Raw genomic sequence first — 21,919 nt, 5'->3', positions numbered from 1 at the left:
ATTACTTAATTCGTTATCTTCTTTTAAAAGATTAAGTGTTAGAGTATAGTAGTTAAAAATATTAAACTGTTTGTAAACAATAATTTACAAGGATGAACATGCCAAAAGTACTCCATACACCGACAAGAACTCTAAATGCTCAGGATTATAAAACGTTGTCGCTTTCTGCATTAGGTGGAGCATTAGAATTTTATGATTTTATTATTTTTGTCTTTTTTTCTATAACCATTAGTCACCTTTTTTTCCCGAATGATATGCCTGATTGGCTGAGCCAAGTACAGACCTTTGGTATTTTTGCTGCTGGATATTTAATACGCCCATTGGGTGGAATTGTTATGGCGCACTTTGGCGATCGATTTGGTCGCAAAAGGATGTTTACGCTAAGTATACTGCTTATGGCATTACCAACACTATTTATAGGTTGTTTACCTACGTATATTAATATTGGTATTTTTGCACCTTTATTGTTACTGCTTATGCGATTATGTCAAGGCCTAGCTGTAGGAGGAGAAGTTCCTGGCGCTTGGACTTTTGTATCTGAGCATGTACCGAAAAATAAAATTGGATTGGCATGTGGAATATTAACAAGTGGATTAAGCCTAGGTATTTTGCTCGGTTCGCTAGTTTCAACGGCCATGAATAAGTGCTTATCTTCGGAACAACTTATTGATTGGGGATGGCGCATACCATTTATAGTTGGCGGTGTTTTCGGATTGATAGCAATGTATTTACGTCGTTGGTTAAAAGAAACACCAATTTTTCTGGAAATGCAAAATCGTAAACAACAAGAATTAGCTAAAAAAATACCAGTGCTCACTGTATTAACGGGGTATTTACCTCAAACTATTTTATCCATGCTACTCACTTGGGTGTTGTCTGCTGGTATTATGGTTATTATGCTAATGACACCAATTTTATTACAAAAGCAATTTGGTTATTCAGCGATTGATGCGTTGCAAGGAAATATATTAGCCATTATTGGACTAATTATAAGTTGTACATTTTATGGAATGATGATGGATAAATTTGCTATGGGGAAAGTGATGTTAATAGGCTGTGTTATTGCAACTATTGTTATTGCTATTTTTTATCTTTCATTAGATAACCCACATCTTTTATTTATTACTTATTCTTTAGCAGGTTTTAGTGTTGGTATTGTAGGCTCTTTTGCTTATTTTATGGTGAGAGTGTTTCCTACCCAGATTCGTTACAGTGGTGTATCATTTTCATTTAATATGGCTTACGCTATTGCGGGCGGATTAACACCTCTGCTGATCTCCTTTTTGAGTGATTTTGTTAGCAAAATGGCACCAGCTATTTATGTTATTGGATTATTTGGATTTGGTGCATTGATTGGGTTATTTTTATTAATTAATGATAACAGTCACAAGTATATAGCTAAAGACATTGCATAATAAATGGTGACCGTAGAATTTTAATTATTATTTAATAATATGTTGAAATGGAAAGTATAAGAATTTATTCTTGTTTTCCATTTAACTTACTTACCTTATATTCCAGCTTGTCAGGTTTATTCATCCAAACGATATATCCCTTATTTTGTTAAAAACTTTCAGGAAAGACTACGTTTTAGTATAGTTTATTAAGTAATCAATACTATTTAATAGAATTGTGAAATAACTCAAATTTTTTAAGTGGGATTAGGTTAAAATAAAACCAATGATATTTTAATTTTAAAATTTTCCAGGAGAAAAAATGAAAGCAGCAGTTATTAAGCAAGAGTGCGATGGTCAAGTCGAAATCAAAGATATTCCTATTCGTTCTTTAGAAGCGGGAGAGGCCTTAGTTGATGTTGAGTATTGTGGTCTTTGTCATACTGATCTTCATGTTGCAGCTGGCGATTTTGGTAAAAAACCAGGTCGTGTTATTGGACACGAAGGTGTAGGAATTGTGACTAAAGTTGCCCCAGATGTAAAAAGTTTAAAAGTTGGTGATCGGGTTAGTATTGCTTGGTTCCATGCTGGTTGTGGTACTTGTGAATATTGTATCTCTGGGCAAGAAACATTTTGTCGTAATGTATTAAACTCTGGATATACTGTTGATGGAGGCATGGCAGAGCAGTGCATTGTTAAAGCCGATTATGCGGTTAAAGTGCCAGAAGGGCTCGATCCAGCACAAGCAACAAGTGTAACTTGTGCTGGTGTGACTACCTATAAAGGTATTAAAGTGGCTGCTACTAAACCAGGACAATGGCTTGCAGTATTTGGGATTGGCGGTTTGGGAACACTTGCTGTCGAATATGGTAAAAAAGTGTTTAATAATAAAGTGGTTGCTATTAGTAACAGCGATAGCCAATTAGAATTATGTAAAACACTAGGTGCTGATTTGGTCGTTAATCCTAAAAAAGTTGAGGATGTGGGAGCTTATATTAAAGAACACACTGGAGGTGGAGTGCACGGTGTTGTTGTAACTTCTGTGACTAAAACAGCATTCAATCAAGCTATTAATTCAGTTCGGCCTTTAGGGCGTGTGGTTGCATTAGGTTTGCCTTCAGAAAATATGGATTTAAGTATTCCTAAAACCGTGTTAGATGGTATTCAAGTTTTAGGTTCATTGGTTGGAACTCGTGAAGATTTAGCAGAAGCATTTCAGTTTAGTGCAGAAGGTAAGGTCGTGCCGATAGTTGAAAAAAGACCATTGGAAGATATCAATGACATGATCGACGAAATGAAAGCAGGTAAAATTCGAGGTCGTATGGTTGTAGATATGAAAATGAAGAAGACTAAATAAGTTAACCCTACTTGTAATTCAAAAAGCTGGCTATATGCTGGCTTTTTTTATAAATCAAGATGTTATTTATTAAGTTTTTTATATAAACAATACTAATCTTCCTTGTGTTTTATAAATAATTCCCTATCATAACGAAATTTCGCCGTTAATTTTATATGTTTTAAGAGGAACTTTATGGCAGATCACAATTTAGAGAATAACTTGCGCAAGGATCTTGGTTTAGTTTCTGCATTATCACTAGTCGTTGGAATGGTTTTAGGTGCAGGAGCTTTTATGAAACCACCATCAGTATTAGAAGTTACTGGTGATTATAATTATGCGTTATTAGCGTGGATAATAGGTGGCGCCATTTCTATTTGTGGCGGATTAACTCTTTGTGAATTAGGTGTAATGTTCCCAAAAACAGGAGGGATGTTGGTTTATTTAGAAAAAATATATGGTACCAAAATTTCTCATCTCTATGGTTGGATGATGACAGTTATTTTTGCTCCTTCATTAGTTGGAGCGTTGGTTGGATATTTTAGTTCAGTATTTTGTCTATTATTTAGTATTGATGATGCTTATAGAATGGCGGTAAGTGCTGGTGTTTTGGGTTTTATTGCCTTTATTAATGCTATTGGTATTAGAGAAGCCGGTTATTTACAGACGATAGCTACAGTTTGTAAACTTATTCCTATATTGTTATTGGCTATATTTGGATTATGTGAAGGTAATGGCCAAGTCGCATTATTCACTGCTAGTGGGCAAGGTGTGGAATCATATGCTCCTTTTGCAGTAGCTATCCTTGCAACTCTCTTTGCTTATGATGGTTGGGCACAAGTTGCATCAGTAGCTGGTGAGATTAATAATCCATCAAAAGTATTACCTAAAGCAATTATCTTTGGCATTATTTTTCTTGTAGTTGTTTACGCTTGTATTAATATTGCATTATTTAAAATTTTTCCTGTCCAAGAGATGATTTCACTAGGTCATGAAGCATCATCCGTTGCTTCACAACGGATGTTTGGGCATTTTGGGGGCAATTTAGTTGCTGTTGGTATTATGGTTTCGATTCTTGGCGGAATTAATGGATATATTATGACGCTATCTCGTACTATATTTAGTATGGCTGAGCGGGGAACTATTATTGGTGCACGTTATTTAAGTACTATTGATGATGATAGCCGTTCACCAGTTAATGCGATTATTGTTTTAGTTATTTTTTCTTTTTTATATTCAACGCTTCTTGATGCAGATCGCTTATCAGAAATCTCAATGTTTTCAATTTGGGTATTTTATTTACTAACGTTTATTGGAGTGATGGTTGCTCGAAAAAAATACCCAGATGTACATAGACCTTATAAAGTTATTGGTTATCCAATAATTCCTATCATTGCAATGCTAGGGGCGGCTTATGTTATTTACGGTATGTTAGTTTACCAAACCATAAATGGTATTGTTTCTATCGTACTGACTTTAATTGGTTTGCCAATATATTATTATTACTATAGTAAAAATAAAAATAGAGAACTTTTTCTTGGTGAAATGAAAAAATATAAAATAAAAAGAATGGTAACCATTGCAGTTTCAACAATTATTATTCTTAGTGTGTTTGTTGCTTATGGTTTTTTTGTTAGCAGCTAAAGAATTAAAATGGTTTATAAAAAATATCCATAATAATATCTTTATTAAACCATTTTGGCATATTACCTAGGATAATCCTAATATCACGAAAATCGACATCTGAGAAAGTTGTATTTGCAAAAACTAAGTACTCCTAAGAGCAGCAATAAAAGAACTGGTAAAAATGTCACTAATAGATCATTAGCTTTAGAAAAACAATGGGTTATTTACACTTCATTATTAAAGTAATCTCCTAAAAACTCATAAGGCATTTTTCCCGAAATTACTTTATGGGTTTTAGCTGTATTAATAAATCGATTAAATTTTTGTTTTCTATCATTACATAATGCACCATGTAATATTTTAGGAGTTAGAATCCTTAAATCAAAATACAATGTACCAAAAAACATTGATAAACGTATTTCAAAGTTACAGTTAAAAATAGATTTAAACAATTCTTATGTTGATTTTTTGAAAAATATAATGTAGTTGTTTTTGATACCGAGGTTAATTTCGACTACGGTATTGATTGTGATGGAGAATCATTGCCATTAGAGGTCATTTTGTGTTTTTCAAAGGAATCTAGAGAAGATCTATTGGCTACTAACGATACATATTTAAATAGAATACCTGAAAATTATTTTTTCGTAGCAGCGCCTAACTATGGCGATCTACTTTGCTTAAGCCCAAATGGCGAAGTTTATTATTGGGATCATGAAGTTAATGATCTCTCTATTTTGACATGCTTGTGAAAAATGGTTATCTAGAACAAATACTAATCTGAAGTTTGTTTGAAAATCCGTTTGATGCATTTTTATCAATGATTATTAAAAGTGAAGATGATTATAATCCTGATGAAGCATTAGATTCTTTCATAAAGTATCCAGAAGATATATCAATGACTCCACAAAACAGGCCTATTATTTATTTAAAAAAATGGAGCTTTCTGAAAAAGGGCACGAAGTACTTGCCACATTTAAAGAAGAAGGTTTTTTGTAGAAATAATGTTAGTTAAAAACCGAATCAGTATTTTTCAAAGAAATATATAATAATTTCAATAAAGTAATTTTTTTATTAGATGGAGTCTATTAATTATTTTAGAACCTATTAAACTTTATATGTTTAATCGCCATAGGTGACACTTAGTTTTGTCATCTATTTCTATAATACATCAATTATTACATGTTTCTATTTTCTAACCAATATTTTACAGGTAAGAGATATAGCACCTATATCATAAAGAAAAAATAACAGTCATTGATTTGGCTAAACGCTTTATGGTCAGGCGTAAGACCATTTATAACGTACTAAAGAAAGCCCGATTGAAGCTTTTTGTTCCATTAACCAGTAAGAATGGACGTTATAAAACCATTCGTTATGGTATTAAACGTCTGGTTAAAGTTGAAAAAAATTACAAAAACCAATGGAGAAGCCGAAAAGGGTGATACTAATTTTGAATGAATATGTAGCACAATCAACAAATATTTAGTGATGCAAAAGAGAGAAAACAAAAGCTCAAATGCTTTATTAATTTTTATAATACCGTTAAACCGCATAAAGCAATTTTAGGAAAAACACTTTATGAGTTTTTAGCGGATTATTTTAATCATGAAGTATAAATAACTCGACGTTTTCCTACACTTTAAATTTTAATCTTTTGTTTTTTCGATTGTTTCACTATCAACTTTTATAAGTTTACCAGCTTGTTTTAACCAAATTATGACATCAGTACAAATACTATCACGAAAACTACATTCCAATTTACCGTTATTATCAATCCATGTACTTATACTATATCCAAAATCAAAACTCACAGATTTATTTGGATACTCTACATTTAATTTTTGGTTTATATCGTGTTCGCATAGATTTAAAAAATCGCTGGCGTTAAATTGATTTATAGGTGTTGTAAAATTTTGTTTTTTTTGAAAGTCAAAATCTTGGAGCTCGTCAGATTCGATTTTGTCTAATTCTTTATTTATGTTGAGTTTGTTTGGGTTTAAAAAAATGCTTGTTTTGAGTTGGTTTAAACTTGTTTTAACATTTCGCATCCATTGCTTGATTAATAGCACAATAGTACTTAACAAATTTATCTCCAATAATTCATGCAAACCGCCTTTTTATAATTTATTTTATTTATTCTATTTATTGTTAGAAAGCGTTGTGGGGGTTGAATAATTTGAAGAGATATTATACTGAATATATTCAAAAATACAATTAATACCGCAAAGGTGAACTTAAAACAAAAAATAAGGCGATTAGTGTGTAATCGCCTTATATGTTTTTTAGAAGATTATTTTACATAAACATTTATACATTTTTTTGATTTATAGTATTAGTTGATGCTTGAGTTTGATTCATGTTGTTAATTGGAGATAGATTATATTTACTTTTGTAGATACAGTTAGCATAGTCAACCATACCGCTAGTTAGAAATAGATCTAAAAACCATCCAATACCAAATAAAACAACAGTAAAAAACCAAATGAAGCCTGTAATCCATTTACCACAGTACATGCGATGGACTCCCCATACTCCAAGGAAAAACCATAATAAATATGCAACGCCTTTACTTTTCATACTATCTCCATTTTATAATTAACTTATGTTTTTGTTAATAATTAATGCTTCTTTTGGTAATTTTATTAATTTTTATTCTATGATACTTGTTACTATGATATTTTTATCAAATGCATTTTCTAACATGTTTTTAATAAATATTGTTCATATTTGATGCAGTAGATAATTGATGTAACGTTAATTTTTTAGTGTAACTATAATATTAAAAGCGCTGATTCTACTGTTTTTTATTTATTATGCAAATAGAAGAAGCATATAATATTACAACAAGTTAACTCGATTTTGTTGAAATGGATGCTAATGAGTAATAAGTATCTGTTAGATTAAATCTGAGCTACTAAAATTAAAGATAAAAACTCGAATCATTAAAAACCCGCTGTTTTAAAGCGGGCTTGTTTTTTATTTAAAGTAATTTTGATTGAAAGTAAGATAGTCATTAAACCTCTAAGTAATCTAAGATACCTTCAGCCGCTTTGCGACCTTCGCTGATGGCGGTAACAACTAGATCAGAGCCACGGACAGCATCGCCACCAGCAAAGATTTTTGGATTGGTGGTTTGGTAGCTGTTAGCTTCGGGTGCGATGATTTTGCCTTGTGGGTCAAATTCGACACCATGCTGAGCAAGCCAAGGCATGGCATGTGGCTTGAATCCAAAAGCCATAATTACTGCATCGGCAGGAAGAATAAATTCAGAACCTTCGATAATTACTGGCGAGCGTCGTCCTTTTTCATCTGGTTCGCCTAGTTCTGTCCTTACCATTTTTATGCCTGTTACTTGTCCTGTGTTATTAATTTCTATGCTTAATGGTTGGACATTAAATTGAAATTTTGCGCCTTCCTCTTTGGCATTTTTGACTTCTCGTTTTGAGCCCGGCATGTTGGCTTCGTCTCGTCGATAAGCACAAGTAACTTCAGTTGCACCTTGACGGATAGATGTTCGTACACAGTCCATTGCAGTATCACCACCACCTAATACCACAACACGTTTGTTTTTCATGTCAATGTACGGGGTATCTTGGGTTTGTGCATGTTTCATTATGTGTTTAGTGTTGGCAATTAAAAATGGTAAGGCATCATAAACGCCGTTGGCATCTTCGTTTTGAAGACCTGCTCGCATTGATTGATAAGTGCCCGCTCCCACAAAAATTGCATCAAATTCGTTGATTAAGTCGGCTAATTGTACCGTTTTACCGACCTCAGTATTTAGACGGAACTCAATGCCCATTTCAGTAAAAATATGTCTTCGGTTTATTAATACTTCTTTATCAAGTTTAAACGCTGGGATGCCAAAGGTGAGTAGTCCGCCAATTTCAGGGTGACGGTCAAACACAACTGGCGTTACTCCATTGCGGACTAAGACATCGGCACAAGCAAGGCCAGCAGGGCCAGCACCAATAACCGCAACTTTCAATCCTGTTTTTTCAACGTTTGATAAATTAGGTTTCCAACCCATTCTAAATGCTTCATCAGTAATATAACGCTCTATATTACCTATGGTAACTGCGCCAAATTCAGCATTTAAAGTACAAGAGCCTTCGCAAAGGCGATCTTGTGGGCAAACTCGACCGCAAACTTCAGGCAGGCTGTTGGTTTGATGTGAGAGTTCAACCGCTTCTAATATTTTGCCTTCATTAACCAGTTTTAACCAATTGGGAATATAGTTATGAACAGGGCATTTCCATTCACAATATGGGTTGCCACAAGCAAGGCAACGATCAGCCTGTGCTTGTGATTGTGGAGCAGAAAATCCTTCATAAATTTCAACAAATTCAATTTTGCGAATGTTTAACGATTTTTTAGGCGGATCAACACGTTGTAAATCGATAAATTGATAAACATTTTGACTCATTTTCGTGTTCTCCTTACTGTGCTTGAATGCGTAGTTCTGCTGATGAGCGACTGCGGTGCCCAAGTAGCGCTGTTACATCACTTGATTTTGGTTTGACTAATACAAATTGTTTTGAATAATCATCCCAATTAGCCAAAATTTCTTCCGCACGTGATGAATGGGTAAGTTGAGCGTGCTCCATTATTAAACCACGTAAATGTTCTTCGTGAATTGAGTAATCAGCAACATACAATAGTTCCACTAACTCTTTATTTATGCGTTTATGGAAATCACTATCTTCATCTAAAATATAAGCAAAACCACCTGTCATACCTGCACCAAAGTTAACTCCTGTTTTGCCTAATACGCAGACAATACCGCCTGTCATATATTCACAGCCATTGTCTCCAATGCCTTCAACAACAGTTATTGCACCAGAATTACGTACCGCAAATCGTTCTCCAGCACGTCCAGCGGCAAAGAGTTTTCCTCCAGTTGCACCATATAAGCAGGTATTACCGGCAATGGTTGCTTCATGGCTTAAAAATGCTGAGCCTTGCGGTGGTCGAATCACAATACGACCGCCAGCCATGCCTTTACCAACATAATCATTGGCATCGCCTGTGAGTGTTAAGTCCACACCTCCAGCGTTCCAAACACCAAAACTTTGACCCGCAGTGCCGTTAAAGTTAAGCGAAATAGGATCAGCAACAAGACCTTGGTCACCATATTTTTTGGCAATATAGCCAGATAAACTAGTACCCACAGAGCGATCAGTATTTTGTATATCAAAATAGAGGCTTTGGCTTTGGCGATTATCAACAAATTGTTGTGCTTGTGTGATGATCTCTTTATTTAGCACACCTTTATCAAATGGTTTATTGTCTTCAATACAATAAACTGGTTTGCCATCAATAGGTTTTGCTGTTTCGAGCAGTCCTGATAGGTCAAGTTTTTGTTGTTTTGCTGTGATGCCATCAAGTTCTAATAACAGATCGGTGCGTCCTATCAAATCGACGATACGACTGACACCTAGCTCGGACATAATTTCTCGCGTGTTACGTGCAATAAAGCGGAAATAGTTTATCGCCTTTTCTGGCAGGCCATGATAATGTTCGCTACGCAGTTTTTCGTCTTGCGTTGCAACACCCGTTGCACAGTTATTAAGGTGGCAAATACGCAGATATTTACAACCTAAGGCAACCATTGGTCCTGTTCCAAATCCAAAACTCTCAGCACCTAAAATAGCTGCTTTGACAATATCAGTGCCCGTTTTTAAACCACCGTCTACTTGTAAACGTATTTTGTGACGTAACCCATTGGCGACTAATGATTGCTGAGTTTCAACCAACCCTAATTCCCAAGGAGAACCAGCATATTTGACTGAAGTTAATGGGCTGGCGCCTGTTCCACCATCATAGCCTGAAATGGTAATTAAGTCGGCATAGGCTTTAGCAACTCCAGTTGCGATTGTGCCAACGCCTGGCTCTGATACTAATTTAACCGAAATCATGGCATTAGGGTTAATCTGTTTTAGGTCAAATATTAATTGTGCCAAATCCTCAATCGAGTAAATGTCGTGATGAGGTGGTGGTGAAATAAGTGTGACACCCGGTACAGAAAAACGCAATTTAGCAATATATGGTGTGACTTTGTCGCCAGGTAACTGACCACCTTCCCCCGGTTTTGCTCCTTGTGCTACTTTGATTTGAATAACATCGGCACTCATTAAGTAACTTGGTGTTACACCAAAACGACCTGATGCAACTTGTTTTATGCGTGATACTTTTATGGTGTTGTAGCGAGCTGGATCTTCACCTCCTTCGCCTGAATTTGAAAAACCACCGAGCGTGTTCATTGCTTCGGCAAGGGATTCATGTGCTTCAGGGCTTAGCGCACCAATTGACATGGCTGCCGAGTCAAAGCGTTTGAACAGTGATTCTTCTGGTTCGACTTGATCAAGTGGAATAGCTGCGTTTTCAGGTGGATTGAGCTTTAATAAATCACGCAAGGTGGCAATAGGGCGGTTGTTGACGATATCGGCATAGCGTTTGTAATCTTCATAATTGCCATTATTGACAGCTTTTTGTAGTGACTGTACTACATCAGGATTATAAGCATGATATTCACCACCATGAACATATTTAAGTAATCCACCTTGTTCTAATGGTTTTCTTTTCAGCCATGCACTTTTCGATAAGTTAAATTGGTCTTGTGCAAAATCATCAAAATTCGCACCATTAATATGGTTAGTAACCCCTTGGAAACAAAGTTCAACAACCTCTTTATTTAAGCCAACTGCTTCAAATAGTTTTGAACAGCGGTAAGAGGCGACAGTTGAAATGCCCATTTTTGACATGATTTTATATAAGCCTTTGTTAATTCCATTGCGGTAATTAAGAATGGTTTCACGGTAAGATTTGTTTATTGTGCTATTATCGACCATTTGGCCTAAGATTTCGTAGGCTAAATAAGGGTAAATTGCGGTTGCACCAAAACCAAGAAGTACCGCAAATTGATGTGGGTCACGGCAGCTTGCGGTTTCGACAATGATATTAGCATCGCAACGTAAGTTTTTTTCAACTAAGCGTTGCTGAACAGCTCCAACTGCCATAGGCGCAGGAATTGGTAAGCGATCAGGTGCTATATTTTTATCTGATAAAATCAATAATACCGTGCCATTGCGAACTTTTGCTTCAGCATCACCACATAATTGTTCAATGGCATCGCGCAGGCTACCATCGATTTCATAAGTGATATCTAAGGCTTCTGATTTGTAATAACGTGATTCTAATGCTGTTAATTGTTTAAAATCTGAATAGACCAAAACAGGGGATTTGAACGCAACACGATGCGCCTGACCTTCTGCTTCGGCAAACACGTTCATTTCACGACCAATACTGGTTGAAAGTGACATAACGTGTGATTCGCGTAGTGGGTCGATAGGCGGATTTGTTACCTGAGCAAATTTTTGACGGAAATAATCATAAATAGAGCGAGGCCTTGTTGATAGTACCGCAAATGGTGTGTCATCGCCCATTGAGCCGGTGGCTTCTTGACCGTTTTCACCTAACACTCGAATACATTGGTCTAGCTCTTCAGCACTATAACCAAATTGTTTTTGATAAGCTGCTAGCAAGATATCGTCATAATATCGAGAGCCAATGTGATCATCAGGTAGGTTTTCAAAAGGGATCAGTCTTTTAACATTTTTTTCCATCCATTCTTTATATGGATGACGTTTTTGTAAATCGTTGTCTGTTTCAGACGATTGTAAAATGCGACCTTCTTCAGTGTCTATAACTAGCAATTCACCTGGACCAACGCGTCCTTTAGTGACGACTTCGTCAGGTTGATAATCCCAAATACCGATTTCGGATGCACAGGTAATGAGTTTGTCTGTCGTTATTACATAACGTGCAGGACGTAATCCGTTACGGTCTAAGTTACATGCGGCATAACGACCGTCAGACATTACAATACCGGCAGGACCATCCCAAGGTTCCATATGCATTGAGTTGAAGTCGAAAAAAGCACGCAGATCTTCGTTCATGTCAGGATTATTTTGCCATGCAGGTGGAACCAATAAGCGCATGGCTCGTACAATATCCATTCCTCCTACAAGAAATAATTCAAGCATGTTATCTAATGAACTTGAATCAGAACCAGTGACATTAACAAAAGGTGCCGCATCTTGTAAGTCCGGAATGAGTGGCGTTTTAAATTTATAGGAACGTGCTTGAGCCCATTGTCTATTACCTTCAATAGTATTGATTTCACCATTATGAGCTAAATGTCGAAAAGGTTGCGCTAATGGCCAGCGAGGAACAGTATTGGTTGAAAAACGTTGATGGAATAAACAAATTGCTGTTTCCATTCGGATGTCAGCCAAATCTAGATAGAATCGCGGTAAATCTTTAGGCATACATAAGCCTTTATAGATATTGACCTGATTTGAGAAGCTACAAACGTAAAATGTATCGTCTTGTACTCGTTTTTCAATTCGACGGCGCACCATGTATAGACGGCGTTCTAAATCAATTTTAGTCCATCCAGCGGGCGCATTAACAAAGACTTGTTCAATTTTAGGTAATGATGATAGGGCAATTTCACCAAGCACACTTTTATCAATTGGTACTTCACGCCAACCTAGAATGGATAAGGTTTCATTGGCTAATTCTTCTTCGACAATATCACGGCTAATTTGAGCTTCTTTTTCGTCTTGGCTCAAAAACAACATACCAACGGCGTAATTAGCCGCTAATCGCCAGCCCGCATCCTGTGCCACTAATCTAAAAAATCGATCAGGTTTTTGTAATAAAAGACCACAACCATCGCCAGTTTTACCGTCTGATAAAATGGCACCACGGTGTTGCATTCTGGCAAGTCCGTGAATTGCAGTACGCACCACTTTATGACTTGGTTGCCCTTCAATGTGAGCAATTAAACCAAATCCACAGTTATCTTTTTCATGATGCTGGTTATATAACATATCATTGCCTCTAATTCATCGTTTTATAATTTAAGAAGGAATAGGCTTTAATTCCATATTGCGTGTGAAGTTAATCAAAAATTAGTTTTTGGTCAAATAAATATTATTTATAAGTCAATCTTCCAAATATAGCATTATTAATAAAACTAATGGTGGTTTGTATTACGTTTATACCTAGGTTGATTTGATGTAAAATAAATGTTCGTCTAAAATATTAGCAATTAATTATATATTAATTAATGAGTAGGAAAATCATTATGAAATATTTTGCTTGGTGCATTTCGCTTTTAGTTGGATTGATGAGCTTAGGTCAAGAAATGCTATGGTTTAGAATCGTTAGCTTTATGTTAGGTGGTGCTCCCTATGCTTTTGCACTTGTACTGTTCTTTTTTCTATTAGGTATTGCTTTTGGTGCAAATCTAGGTAAAGCAATTTGTACACGCTATTCGAACCTACAATTGGTCGGAGGAATGGTTTTAATTTTTGCTGGTTTTATTGATATATTGATTCCATTCATTATTCAAAGCATAAATCAACCAAATAGTTTAATTGAATGTGTACTGATATGTTGTATTTTAATATTTGTCGTTGCAGCTTTAAAGGCAATACTATTTCCAATTGTGCACCATTTAGGGACGAATATAGCCAATGGAAAAGTTGGTGCTTCAGTTTCTAAAGTCTATTTCTTTAATATTATTGGCTCAACACTGGGGAGTTTATTAATTGGTGGTGTTCTCCTTGTTATATTTCTATTTCATCAATGTTTATTCTAATAGGTATTGTTTGTATCTTATCAGGTGGCTTGATGATAACTAAAAAATCGGCAGTTTCTGTTTCTGCCTTTGCTATACTTGGTATAGGTTGCTTTTGTTTAGTCGATAAACACACTGATTATATTTTCAGAGATAGCCTAGGACAAGACATATCTATCAGTTCTTATATTGAAAATCGCTATGGTGTAATTCATATCGCCAATGACAATAAGGATGGAAGGAAAAATATTGTATTAGGAAACCGAATGTATGATGGTATTTTAAATATAGATCCAGATAATGATATAAATGACTTAAATCGGCTTTATCTATTAGCGGCAATTCATCCAAATCCTAAAAAAGCGCTGGTTATTGGTGTTAGTGGTGGGGCTTGGACGCGTGCTTTATCAAGTTTTCCTACATTAGAAACGATTGACGCCATTGAAATTAATAAAGGTTACTTGGATATTATTAAACAATACCCAGTTGTTTCTCCAATACTAGATGATCATAGAATTAATATCTATATTGATGACGGTCGACGTTGGCTTAAACGAAATAGTGATAAAAAATATGATTTAATTATCATGAATACTACTTACCATTGGCGTTCAGGAATAACCAATCTATTATCGCAAGAGATGATGAATATATTACATAATTCATTAAATCCTAATGGTATTTTGGCATTTAATAGTACTCGTTCGCTAGATACATTAAAAACGGCACAATCGGTATTTAAACATGCTTATTGGGGCACTATGGGCTTTATTTATGCCTCGGATTCAGAGATTAACATCGATGACAATGTTGCTAAAAATCGCCTTGATAAGTTGGTTTTAGATGGCAAACCATTGTTTAATGAAGCGTCTAAACAAGTTAAAAACGGTGCTTACCAAAAAACATTAGCAACCAAACTGTTAAGTCTAGATGAAGTTGAAAAGCTTTATAACTTAGGACGAGATACGGAAATTATTACCGATAGTAATATGATAACTGAATATAAATATGGTTTTTTGAGAAATAATTAAGGACGCTTTTATGTTAAGTAAGAAACAATCACTACTATTAAGCACGCTATTTTTTATTTCTGGAATGAGTGGCTTAACTTATCAAGTTGCTTGGCAACGAGCTCTTTATTCGGCTTTTGGTTCTGATGTTGATTCTGTGGCAATCATTGTATCGGCATTTATGTTAGGACTTGGTTTAGGTGCTCTTGGAGGAGGGAAAATTGTTGATAAATACCCAAATAAAGCACTACAGTTTTTTTGTTTTAGTGAATTTGGAATTGGTTTATTTGGAATAATTAGTTATCAACTTATTTTATTCGTCGGTGATATCTTTATTGTTTACAATTTAATTGTTGTTGCAATTGTTAATTTCTTATTGGTGCTTATTCCAGCCCTTTTGATGGGAGCAACACTTCCAATTTTAATTACTTATATAGCACAGTTTTGGAAAAATATTGGTCAAACAACTGGACACCTTTATGCGATTAATACTTTTGGTGCGGCAATTGGTGCAATTTTGACAGGATTTATTTTATTTAACTATTTTGCTCTTAATGTTGTAACGATATTTGCTGCACTAGGAAATTTTGTTGTTGCTATATCTGCTTATCTATTTTTTAATAAAATGCGAATAAAAAAGAGCGGATAAGAAGATAGAATAATACTATAAAGATATTAAAAATGATAAATCGGTGATAGTTGTCGCTGGTTTATCAATATATTATTAAAATCAATTAGTTAATTATTTCAACAATACAAGCTTTTTACTACTAATTAAGTTTAAATAAGTAATAAAGATTATTTTGATATATTTACCCTCCTTTTATAAAAATTGCATAACCATACCTTTATAATTGAATGAAAAATAAAAAGAATGTTGGCTTAACAAATATTATTTATAAGTCGATATTTTAATAAGTTATATAAATGTTATTAATAAAGCTAATAGTAATATTTACCTTTATGATTTATTTTTTTATAAGTTAGGGAGTTGTTTTCAAATTTGGTTTTAAAAAATGAGATATAAATTCTTTTTCTTTTTTGTTAAAAAGTTTCAGGTAACTATGTGTTTGAGTATAAAATCTGCTGTTATTATCCTATAACTATGAGTGACAATTGTATACTGTTATAATTTGTTATCTTTTATTTGTTATCTTTTATTTTTGATCTATTAATCATGCAAACTAAAATTACGATTGTGGGTGCTGGTGCCGCTGGGCTTTTTTGCGCAGGTTTACTGGGGCAAAAGGGGTATGATGTTACTGTGATTGATAATGGTAAAAAGTTAGGACGCAAAATTCTAATGTCTGGTGGTGGTAAATGTAATTTTACTAATTTAATGGTTGAACCTAGTAATTATATTTCTTGCAATCCTCATTTTTGTAAATCAGCTTTGAAACAATTTACTCAGTGGGACTTTATTCAATTAGTAAATCAGTATGGTATTGCTTACCATGAAAAAGATCATGGGCAATTATTTTGTGATAATTCAGCACAAGATATTGTTGATATGCTATTAAACGAGTGTCAAAAAGGGCATGTTCATTTTATGATGCAGACTCAGGTTGAAGATATTAGCAGTGATAAAATAGGATTTAAATTACATACTTCTCAAGGCATTATTGATAGTGATAATCTTATTATTGCTACGGGAGGCTTATCGATGCCTGCCCTTGGCATGACCTCAATTGGCTATAAAATTGCCGAAAAATTGGCTATTCCAGTGATACCAGTCAAAGCAGGATTAGTACCGTTCACGTTACATAAACCTTTACTTGATATATTATCAACCTTGTCAGGTATTGCTGTTGCTGTTGAAGTTTCTAATGAAAGAGTTAGTTTTAAGGAGAATCTATTATTTACTCATCGAGGAATTTCAGGACCAGCTATTTTGCAAATATCAAGCTATTGGCAGGCTGGAGAGTCAATTACTATTAATTTATTACCTGATTTCACATTCGAATCATCGTTTAAACCATTATTAGAGCAGAATCGTAATCAAACTATAAAAAATTGTTTAGCACAGGTTTTACCTAAAAGGCTTGTTGAGGTGTTAATACAACTCAATTTGATAAACGATATAATAGTTAAGCAACTTAATCCCAAACAACAGCAAGACTTGTATAATGCTTTAACACATTGGCATATTACTCCAAATGGGACTGAGGGTTATCGTACTGCGGAGGTGACTCTTGGTGGTATAAGTACTGATGCGTTGTCTTCCAAAACTATGGCAGTTAAAACACACCCCAACCTCTATTTTATTGGTGAGGTTGTCGATGTGTCAGGCTGGTTAGGTGGCTATAATTTTCAATGGGCATGGAGTAGTGCATTTGCTTGTGCTCGATCGTTTAATTAATTACGCCCATTTGAATATGGTATTTTTTTACTTTGTATTGTAACGTTGTGCGTGAAATGTTTAATAGTTTTGCCGCCGTTATAATTTTGCCGTTGGCTTGATTTAATGCGTTAATGATGAGTTGTCGTTCATAGTTTTCAACTTGTTCAATTAAGTTGTTTTCATCAGTAGATGTGTTGATAGATAAATTTTCTGGTTTATTGATATCATCGTTTTGAGAAGATGAACTATTAAGATCGAATAGATCTTCATCAAGGACAATATTCTGTAATTCACCCGGTTCGTTTTGTAATACCATACTTCTGACAATTGTATTTTCAAGCATACGGACATTACCGGGCCAAGGGGCTGATATTAATTGTTGTAGTGCATGTTCACTGATACCACTAATTACGACATTGACGTCGTTTTTATGTTTATCAATAAAATAGCGTGCTAACACTGGAATGTCTTCTGTTCTGTCGCGCAAAGCGGGGAGTTTTATTAAACCAACGTTTAAGCGAAAAAATAGATCGCTTCTCATTTTTCCTGTTTTTAATAGTTCTGTAGGTGGTTCATTCATGGCAGCAACAATACGAACATCTGAATGTATTTCTTTATTACCACCTAATTGCCAGTAGGTTTTTTCTTGTAAGAATCGTAATAATTTACTTTGCATTTCAAGAGGCATAGCATTTAATTCATCAAGGAATAATGTGCCTCCGTTAGCTAGTTCTAAATAACCTTGTCGGTTTTCAGCACCCGTAAATGCGCCTTTGACCGTACCAAATAGGGTACTTTCAATCAGTGTGGTTGGTAGCGCACTACAGTTGAGCGAGATAAATGCTTTGTCACGGCGTTGGCTTGTTTGGTGGATTAAACGAGCAAATAGCTCTTTACCTGTTCCTGTTTCGCCAACTATTAATACTGGAACATCATTTGCTCCCAAGATGTTAGTTTGATCGATAATCTCTTGCATTGTTTTTGATACAAAAACAATTTCTGGTAATGGTTGTTCTTTATTTTGATATAACTTGCTATTGAGCTTGAATACTTGGTCTTGCAATTGCCTAACAGTAGATAAATTTCGACCTATTTCTATTGCGCCGATAATTTTTTGATTTTTGTTATAAAGAGGAACTGTTGTGTGCATATAATCAACAAGTTTACCTACATGGTTATAATAGCTTTGGTAATTGTTTTGATATTCTTTCCCATGTTGTAGGGCTTGCAACATTGTACTGTCTTCTTTTCGCATCTTGGGATAAACTTTAAGCATTGGTTTTCCTATAGCTTGTTCTATAGGGTAACCATCAAGTTCAGCACTTTCCTGATTGTAATAAACATATTTGCCTTCTTTATCAATAATCGCCATTGGTTGATGGATTAAATCAAAAAAATGTTTAAATATTTCCAATGATTGTAATAATTCAGGGTCGATTGTCATGATATTCGTGCCTTTTGAACTAGGGTGATTTGTTATATTTAGCTTTGTTTAATTTAAACGCCTGTTAATTATCATATAAAAATGACAAATTTTTGTCATAAAAATGGATTTTATATTAAATGACTAAATTTTTACTTGCGCTTTATTTGTTAATGTATTGATTATTTTTGTTTTTAAAGTTGGCATGCTGATTGCAAAACAAGTGAGAAGCCATTTTACTTATTTTTTATGTAATCATTTACTGGAGGCTATATGTCCGACAAAATTATGTCAAATTATAACAAAATACGCACTGATCTTGTAACTAAAGATCGTCGTTTTAGCGCTCAAAGTGGCAAACTATGTTTTGATGGTGTTAATTTAGAAGAGTTAGCCAAAAAATATCCAACGCCTTTTTATGTGTTTTCTGAAAAGGAAATTGATCGTAATGTGCAAGAAATTAAAGAGGCATTTAAAGCTCATCCAAAAACAAAAATTTTCTATGCATCAAAAACTTGTTCAGTAATGGGGGTGCTTAAAGCGATTAAAGATGCGGGTATTTACGCCGAAGCGAACTCAATGTTTGAAGTGCGTAAATGTTTAGATATCGGTTTCCCTGGTAGCCAAATTGTGTTTAATGGTGTTGTTAAAAAACCAGTGGATTTAGAGTTTGCTATTCAAAATGATCTTTATATTATCAACGTAGATAGCTTATATGAGCTTGATATTATTGATGAGATTTCAAGGCGTTTGAAAAAGGTAGCAAATGTTTGTGTGCGTGTTGAACCAAATGTTCCGTCAGCAACTCACGCAGAATTAGTCACTGCTTATCATGCTAAATCAGGTATCGATTTAGAACAAGCAGAAGAAACATGTCGTCGTATTTTAGAAATGCCATATGTTCATCTGCGCGGTTTACATATGCACGTTGGTGATCAGGTTCCAGAATCAGAGCCTTTTGCTAAAGCTACGAAAGTTTTAGTTGATGAATCACGTCGCTTAGAAGAAGTGCTTGGTATTAAATTTGATTTAATCAACGTAGGTGGGGGGATCCCTGTTCCTTATAAATATGATGAAGAAAATGGTAATCCATTAGAAGATAATATGTATGCAGGTATTACTGCACAAGATTTTGCTGATGCTGTTATTAGTGAAGTACACAAATGGCGCACTGATGTTGAAATCTGTATTGAGCCAGGTCGTAAAGTAACAGGCTCAGCAGGTGTGCTTGTAACTGAAGTTGCCTGTGAAAAACGTAAAACCAATTATGATTTAGATGGCAATATTGAAGAGCATGTTGAGTGGAAATTTGTTGATGCTGGTTATAGTGTGCTATCTGATAGTCAACATTTTGATTGGTTCTTCTATGTTTATAATGCTTCAAAAATCAATGAAACACATGATGAGTACATCAAATTGGCTGGTCCTTTATGTGATGGTGGTGACTATTTCCATGTTGGTGTTAAAGGTGAAGAATTCTTAATGCCAAAAAACACTCAAATCGGTGATATTGTTGCTTTCCTTGATGCTGGTGCTTATACCATCGAAAGCCAAACTGTTTATAACAATCGTCCTCGTACTTCTGTTGTAATGATAGATAAAGAAGGCAAGGATAGATTGATTCGCCGTGAGGACACTTACGAAGATATGGTTGGATACGACATATATTAATCATCAATATCTGGAGCATTTGATGCTCCAGTTATGATAAAGTGAGGTTATTATGAGTGATTCTAAAGATTCAAGTTTACTTGGTATTAAAGACATTGTTTTTATGAATGTCATTGCAATACTAAGTTTGCGTCAAATTCCAAATGTTGCTCCTTATGGAGCGTCTGCAATGGTACTTTGGTTACTTGCTGCATTTTGTCTTTTCTTCCCATTAGCTATGGTTTGTGGCGAACTTTCAACCGGTTGGCCAAAAGATGGTGGAATTTTTGTTTGGGTAAAAGAAGCATTTGGTAAACGTATTGGTTGGATAGTTGTTGTTTGCTTTTTGTTCTCTTGCGTTCTTTTCTTCCCGTTAATGTTGCAATTTGGTTTTACTGCAATTGGGTATATGTTTAGTGCTGAGCTAGCTCAAAATCAAGTATTTATTGGTGTTGGCTCTATGGTGGTATTCTGGATTTTAACACTGATGAATATTAAAGGGATGCAATGGACTAAGATTATTAATAGTGTGAGTGCATGGTTTGGTGTATTTATTCCAGCCGCTATTATTGTGCTATTAGCTGTTGTATGGTTATTCACAGGGCATCCTATGGCTACAAGCTATAGTCATGTTAGTGATTGGTTACCTGATTTAAGTAGTTGGGATACTATTGTTTTTCTATCTAGCATGATGTTCGCATTTGCTGGTCTTGAGGTGGCTCCAATGATTGCAGGGCGTACACGAGATCCACAACGAGACTTTCCAAAAGCAATGTTGGTTTCAGCAGTGGTAATTGTTGGTATTTATATGGTCGGTTCATGGGCTATTAATACTTTATTACCAGCAGCCGATACTGATATCGTAGCGGGTGTTATGCAAGCAATGGAAGCCGCAGCTAAAGAATTACATATGCCTTGGTTATTACCAGTAATGGCAATTTGTTTGTTTTTTGGTGCATTAGGACAAATAAACTCATGGTTAGTTGGTCCGATTTATATGCTACAAGAAGCATCAAAAGAAGATAATTTGCTTGGAGAACGCATTGGTCGTTTACATCCAGTATATAAAACGCCAGCCTTTGCGTTAATTATTCAAGCCATTATTGTTACAGTACTTTGTTTTTCAACTTTTGTGTCACCAAGTATTGCTGCAGCATATTGGATGTTAACAGCGTTAACAACAATTTGTTACTTTATTCCGTACTTAGTGATGTTTATTGCATATTATCGTTTACGTATTACTCAACCAGATGTTGCTCGTAGTTTTAAAATTCCGGGTAAGGTGTTGCCAATTGTGCTACCAGCACTTGGTTTCTTATCTACTCTATTTGCTGTGGTATTAGTGTTTATTCCACCTGCGCAAATAGATATGGGGGGGTATGTCGAATATATTGCTAAAATTGTTGGTGGTGCAGTACTTGCCATTGGTTTAGCTGAATGGATTTATTATCGAGCCCAAAAACGTAACCGTTTGCATTAGTAATAATATA

Annotated in this window: 15 protein-coding genes; 10 read left to right on the top strand and 5 right to left on the bottom strand. The window is 34.9% G+C overall.

All coding sequences use genetic code 11. From position 1 onward, the window contains the following. Positions 1 to 98 precede the first annotated feature (98 nt). From A9G25_RS08120 to A9G25_RS12610, 4 genes are all read left to right on the top strand, one after another. Positions 99 to 1,415 carry an MFS transporter gene (locus A9G25_RS08120; RefSeq protein WP_065626507.1) on the top strand — a complete coding sequence of 439 codons (1,317 nt, stop codon included), beginning with the start codon at positions 99 to 101 and terminating at the stop codon, positions 1,413 to 1,415. A 301-nt stretch (positions 1,416 to 1,716) separates the two neighbouring features. Next, positions 1,717 to 2,751 (top strand): alcohol dehydrogenase AdhP, encoded by a 1,035-nt coding sequence (gene adhP, locus A9G25_RS08115; RefSeq protein ID WP_065626506.1) that lies wholly within the window; start codon positions 1,717 to 1,719, stop codon positions 2,749 to 2,751. Between the two features lie 174 nt (positions 2,752 to 2,925). Next, positions 2,926 to 4,374: an APC family permease gene (locus A9G25_RS08110; protein ID WP_065626505.1), complete on the top strand. Its 1,449-nt coding sequence runs from the start codon at positions 2,926 to 2,928 to the stop codon at positions 4,372 to 4,374. A gap of 1,256 nt (positions 4,375 to 5,630) precedes the next feature. Continuing rightward, entirely contained in the window at positions 5,631 to 5,798 is a 168-nt protein-coding gene (locus tag A9G25_RS12610) for a hypothetical protein (RefSeq protein ID WP_442903090.1), read from the top strand. Positions 5,799 to 6,002: 204 nt separating this feature from the next. Here A9G25_RS12610 and A9G25_RS08095 read toward each other — a convergent pair whose 3' ends face one another. From A9G25_RS08095 to gltB, 4 genes are all read right to left on the bottom strand, one after another. Then, entirely contained in the window at positions 6,003 to 6,440 is a 438-nt protein-coding gene (locus tag A9G25_RS08095) for a hypothetical protein (RefSeq protein ID WP_065626502.1), read from the bottom strand. Positions 6,441 to 6,663: 223 nt separating this feature from the next. Continuing rightward, a complete protein-coding gene (locus tag A9G25_RS08090; protein ID WP_065626501.1) occupies positions 6,664 to 6,933 on the bottom strand; it encodes an NINE protein in 270 nt (89 codons plus the stop codon). A gap of 436 nt (positions 6,934 to 7,369) precedes the next feature. Further along, positions 7,370 to 8,782 (bottom strand): FAD-dependent oxidoreductase, encoded by a 1,413-nt coding sequence (locus A9G25_RS08085; protein WP_065626500.1) that lies wholly within the window; start codon positions 8,780 to 8,782, stop codon positions 7,370 to 7,372. Positions 8,783 to 8,795: 13 nt separating this feature from the next. Next, positions 8,796 to 13,253: a glutamate synthase large subunit gene (gltB, locus tag A9G25_RS08080; protein WP_065626499.1), complete on the bottom strand. Its 4,458-nt coding sequence runs from the start codon at positions 13,251 to 13,253 to the stop codon at positions 8,796 to 8,798. Positions 13,254 to 13,510: 257 nt separating this feature from the next. Here gltB and A9G25_RS08075 point away from each other — a divergent pair, with 257 nt between their 5' ends. The 4 genes from A9G25_RS08075 to A9G25_RS08060 all read left to right on the top strand — a co-directional run bounded on the left by A9G25_RS08075 (position 13,511) and on the right by A9G25_RS08060 (position 17,374). Then, on the top strand, positions 13,511 to 14,026 hold the full coding sequence (locus A9G25_RS08075) for a hypothetical protein (RefSeq protein WP_065626498.1): 516 nt from the start codon (positions 13,511 to 13,513) through the stop codon (positions 14,024 to 14,026). A 32-nt stretch (positions 14,027 to 14,058) separates the two neighbouring features. Further along, positions 14,059 to 15,036 (top strand): spermidine synthase, encoded by a 978-nt coding sequence (locus A9G25_RS08070; RefSeq protein ID WP_176701102.1) that lies wholly within the window; start codon positions 14,059 to 14,061, stop codon positions 15,034 to 15,036. 10 nt (positions 15,037 to 15,046) lie between these two features. Further along, positions 15,047 to 15,664, top strand: coding sequence for an MFS transporter (locus A9G25_RS08065; RefSeq protein WP_034915183.1), 618 nt, complete (start codon positions 15,047 to 15,049; stop codon positions 15,662 to 15,664). A gap of 528 nt (positions 15,665 to 16,192) precedes the next feature. Further along, a complete protein-coding gene (locus tag A9G25_RS08060; RefSeq protein WP_034913757.1) occupies positions 16,193 to 17,374 on the top strand; it encodes an NAD(P)/FAD-dependent oxidoreductase in 1,182 nt (393 codons plus the stop codon). Here the strand turns inward: A9G25_RS08060 and A9G25_RS08055 are convergent. Then, entirely contained in the window at positions 17,367 to 18,803 is a 1,437-nt protein-coding gene (locus A9G25_RS08055) for a sigma 54-interacting transcriptional regulator (RefSeq protein WP_141675057.1), read from the bottom strand. The genes A9G25_RS08060 and A9G25_RS08055 overlap by 8 nt on opposite strands. Positions 18,804 to 19,052: 249 nt before the next feature. Between A9G25_RS08055 and lysA the strand changes: the two genes are divergently transcribed. Further along, complete coding sequence (lysA, locus tag A9G25_RS08050) at positions 19,053 to 20,450, top strand: diaminopimelate decarboxylase (RefSeq protein WP_065626495.1); 1,398 nt, start codon at positions 19,053 to 19,055, stop codon at positions 20,448 to 20,450. 52 nt (positions 20,451 to 20,502) lie between these two features. After that, positions 20,503 to 21,909, top strand: coding sequence for an APC family permease (locus A9G25_RS08045; RefSeq protein ID WP_065626494.1), 1,407 nt, complete (start codon positions 20,503 to 20,505; stop codon positions 21,907 to 21,909). The last annotated feature ends 10 nt before the right edge of the window (positions 21,910 to 21,919 follow it).

This window comes from Gilliamella sp. Bif1-4 (assembly GCF_001690535.1).
GTDB classification, from domain to species: domain Bacteria; phylum Pseudomonadota; class Gammaproteobacteria; order Enterobacterales; family Orbaceae; genus Gilliamella; species Gilliamella bombi.
The sequence above is the reverse complement of the archived record's forward strand: the minus strand, read 5'-3'. Positions and strand labels throughout refer to the sequence as shown.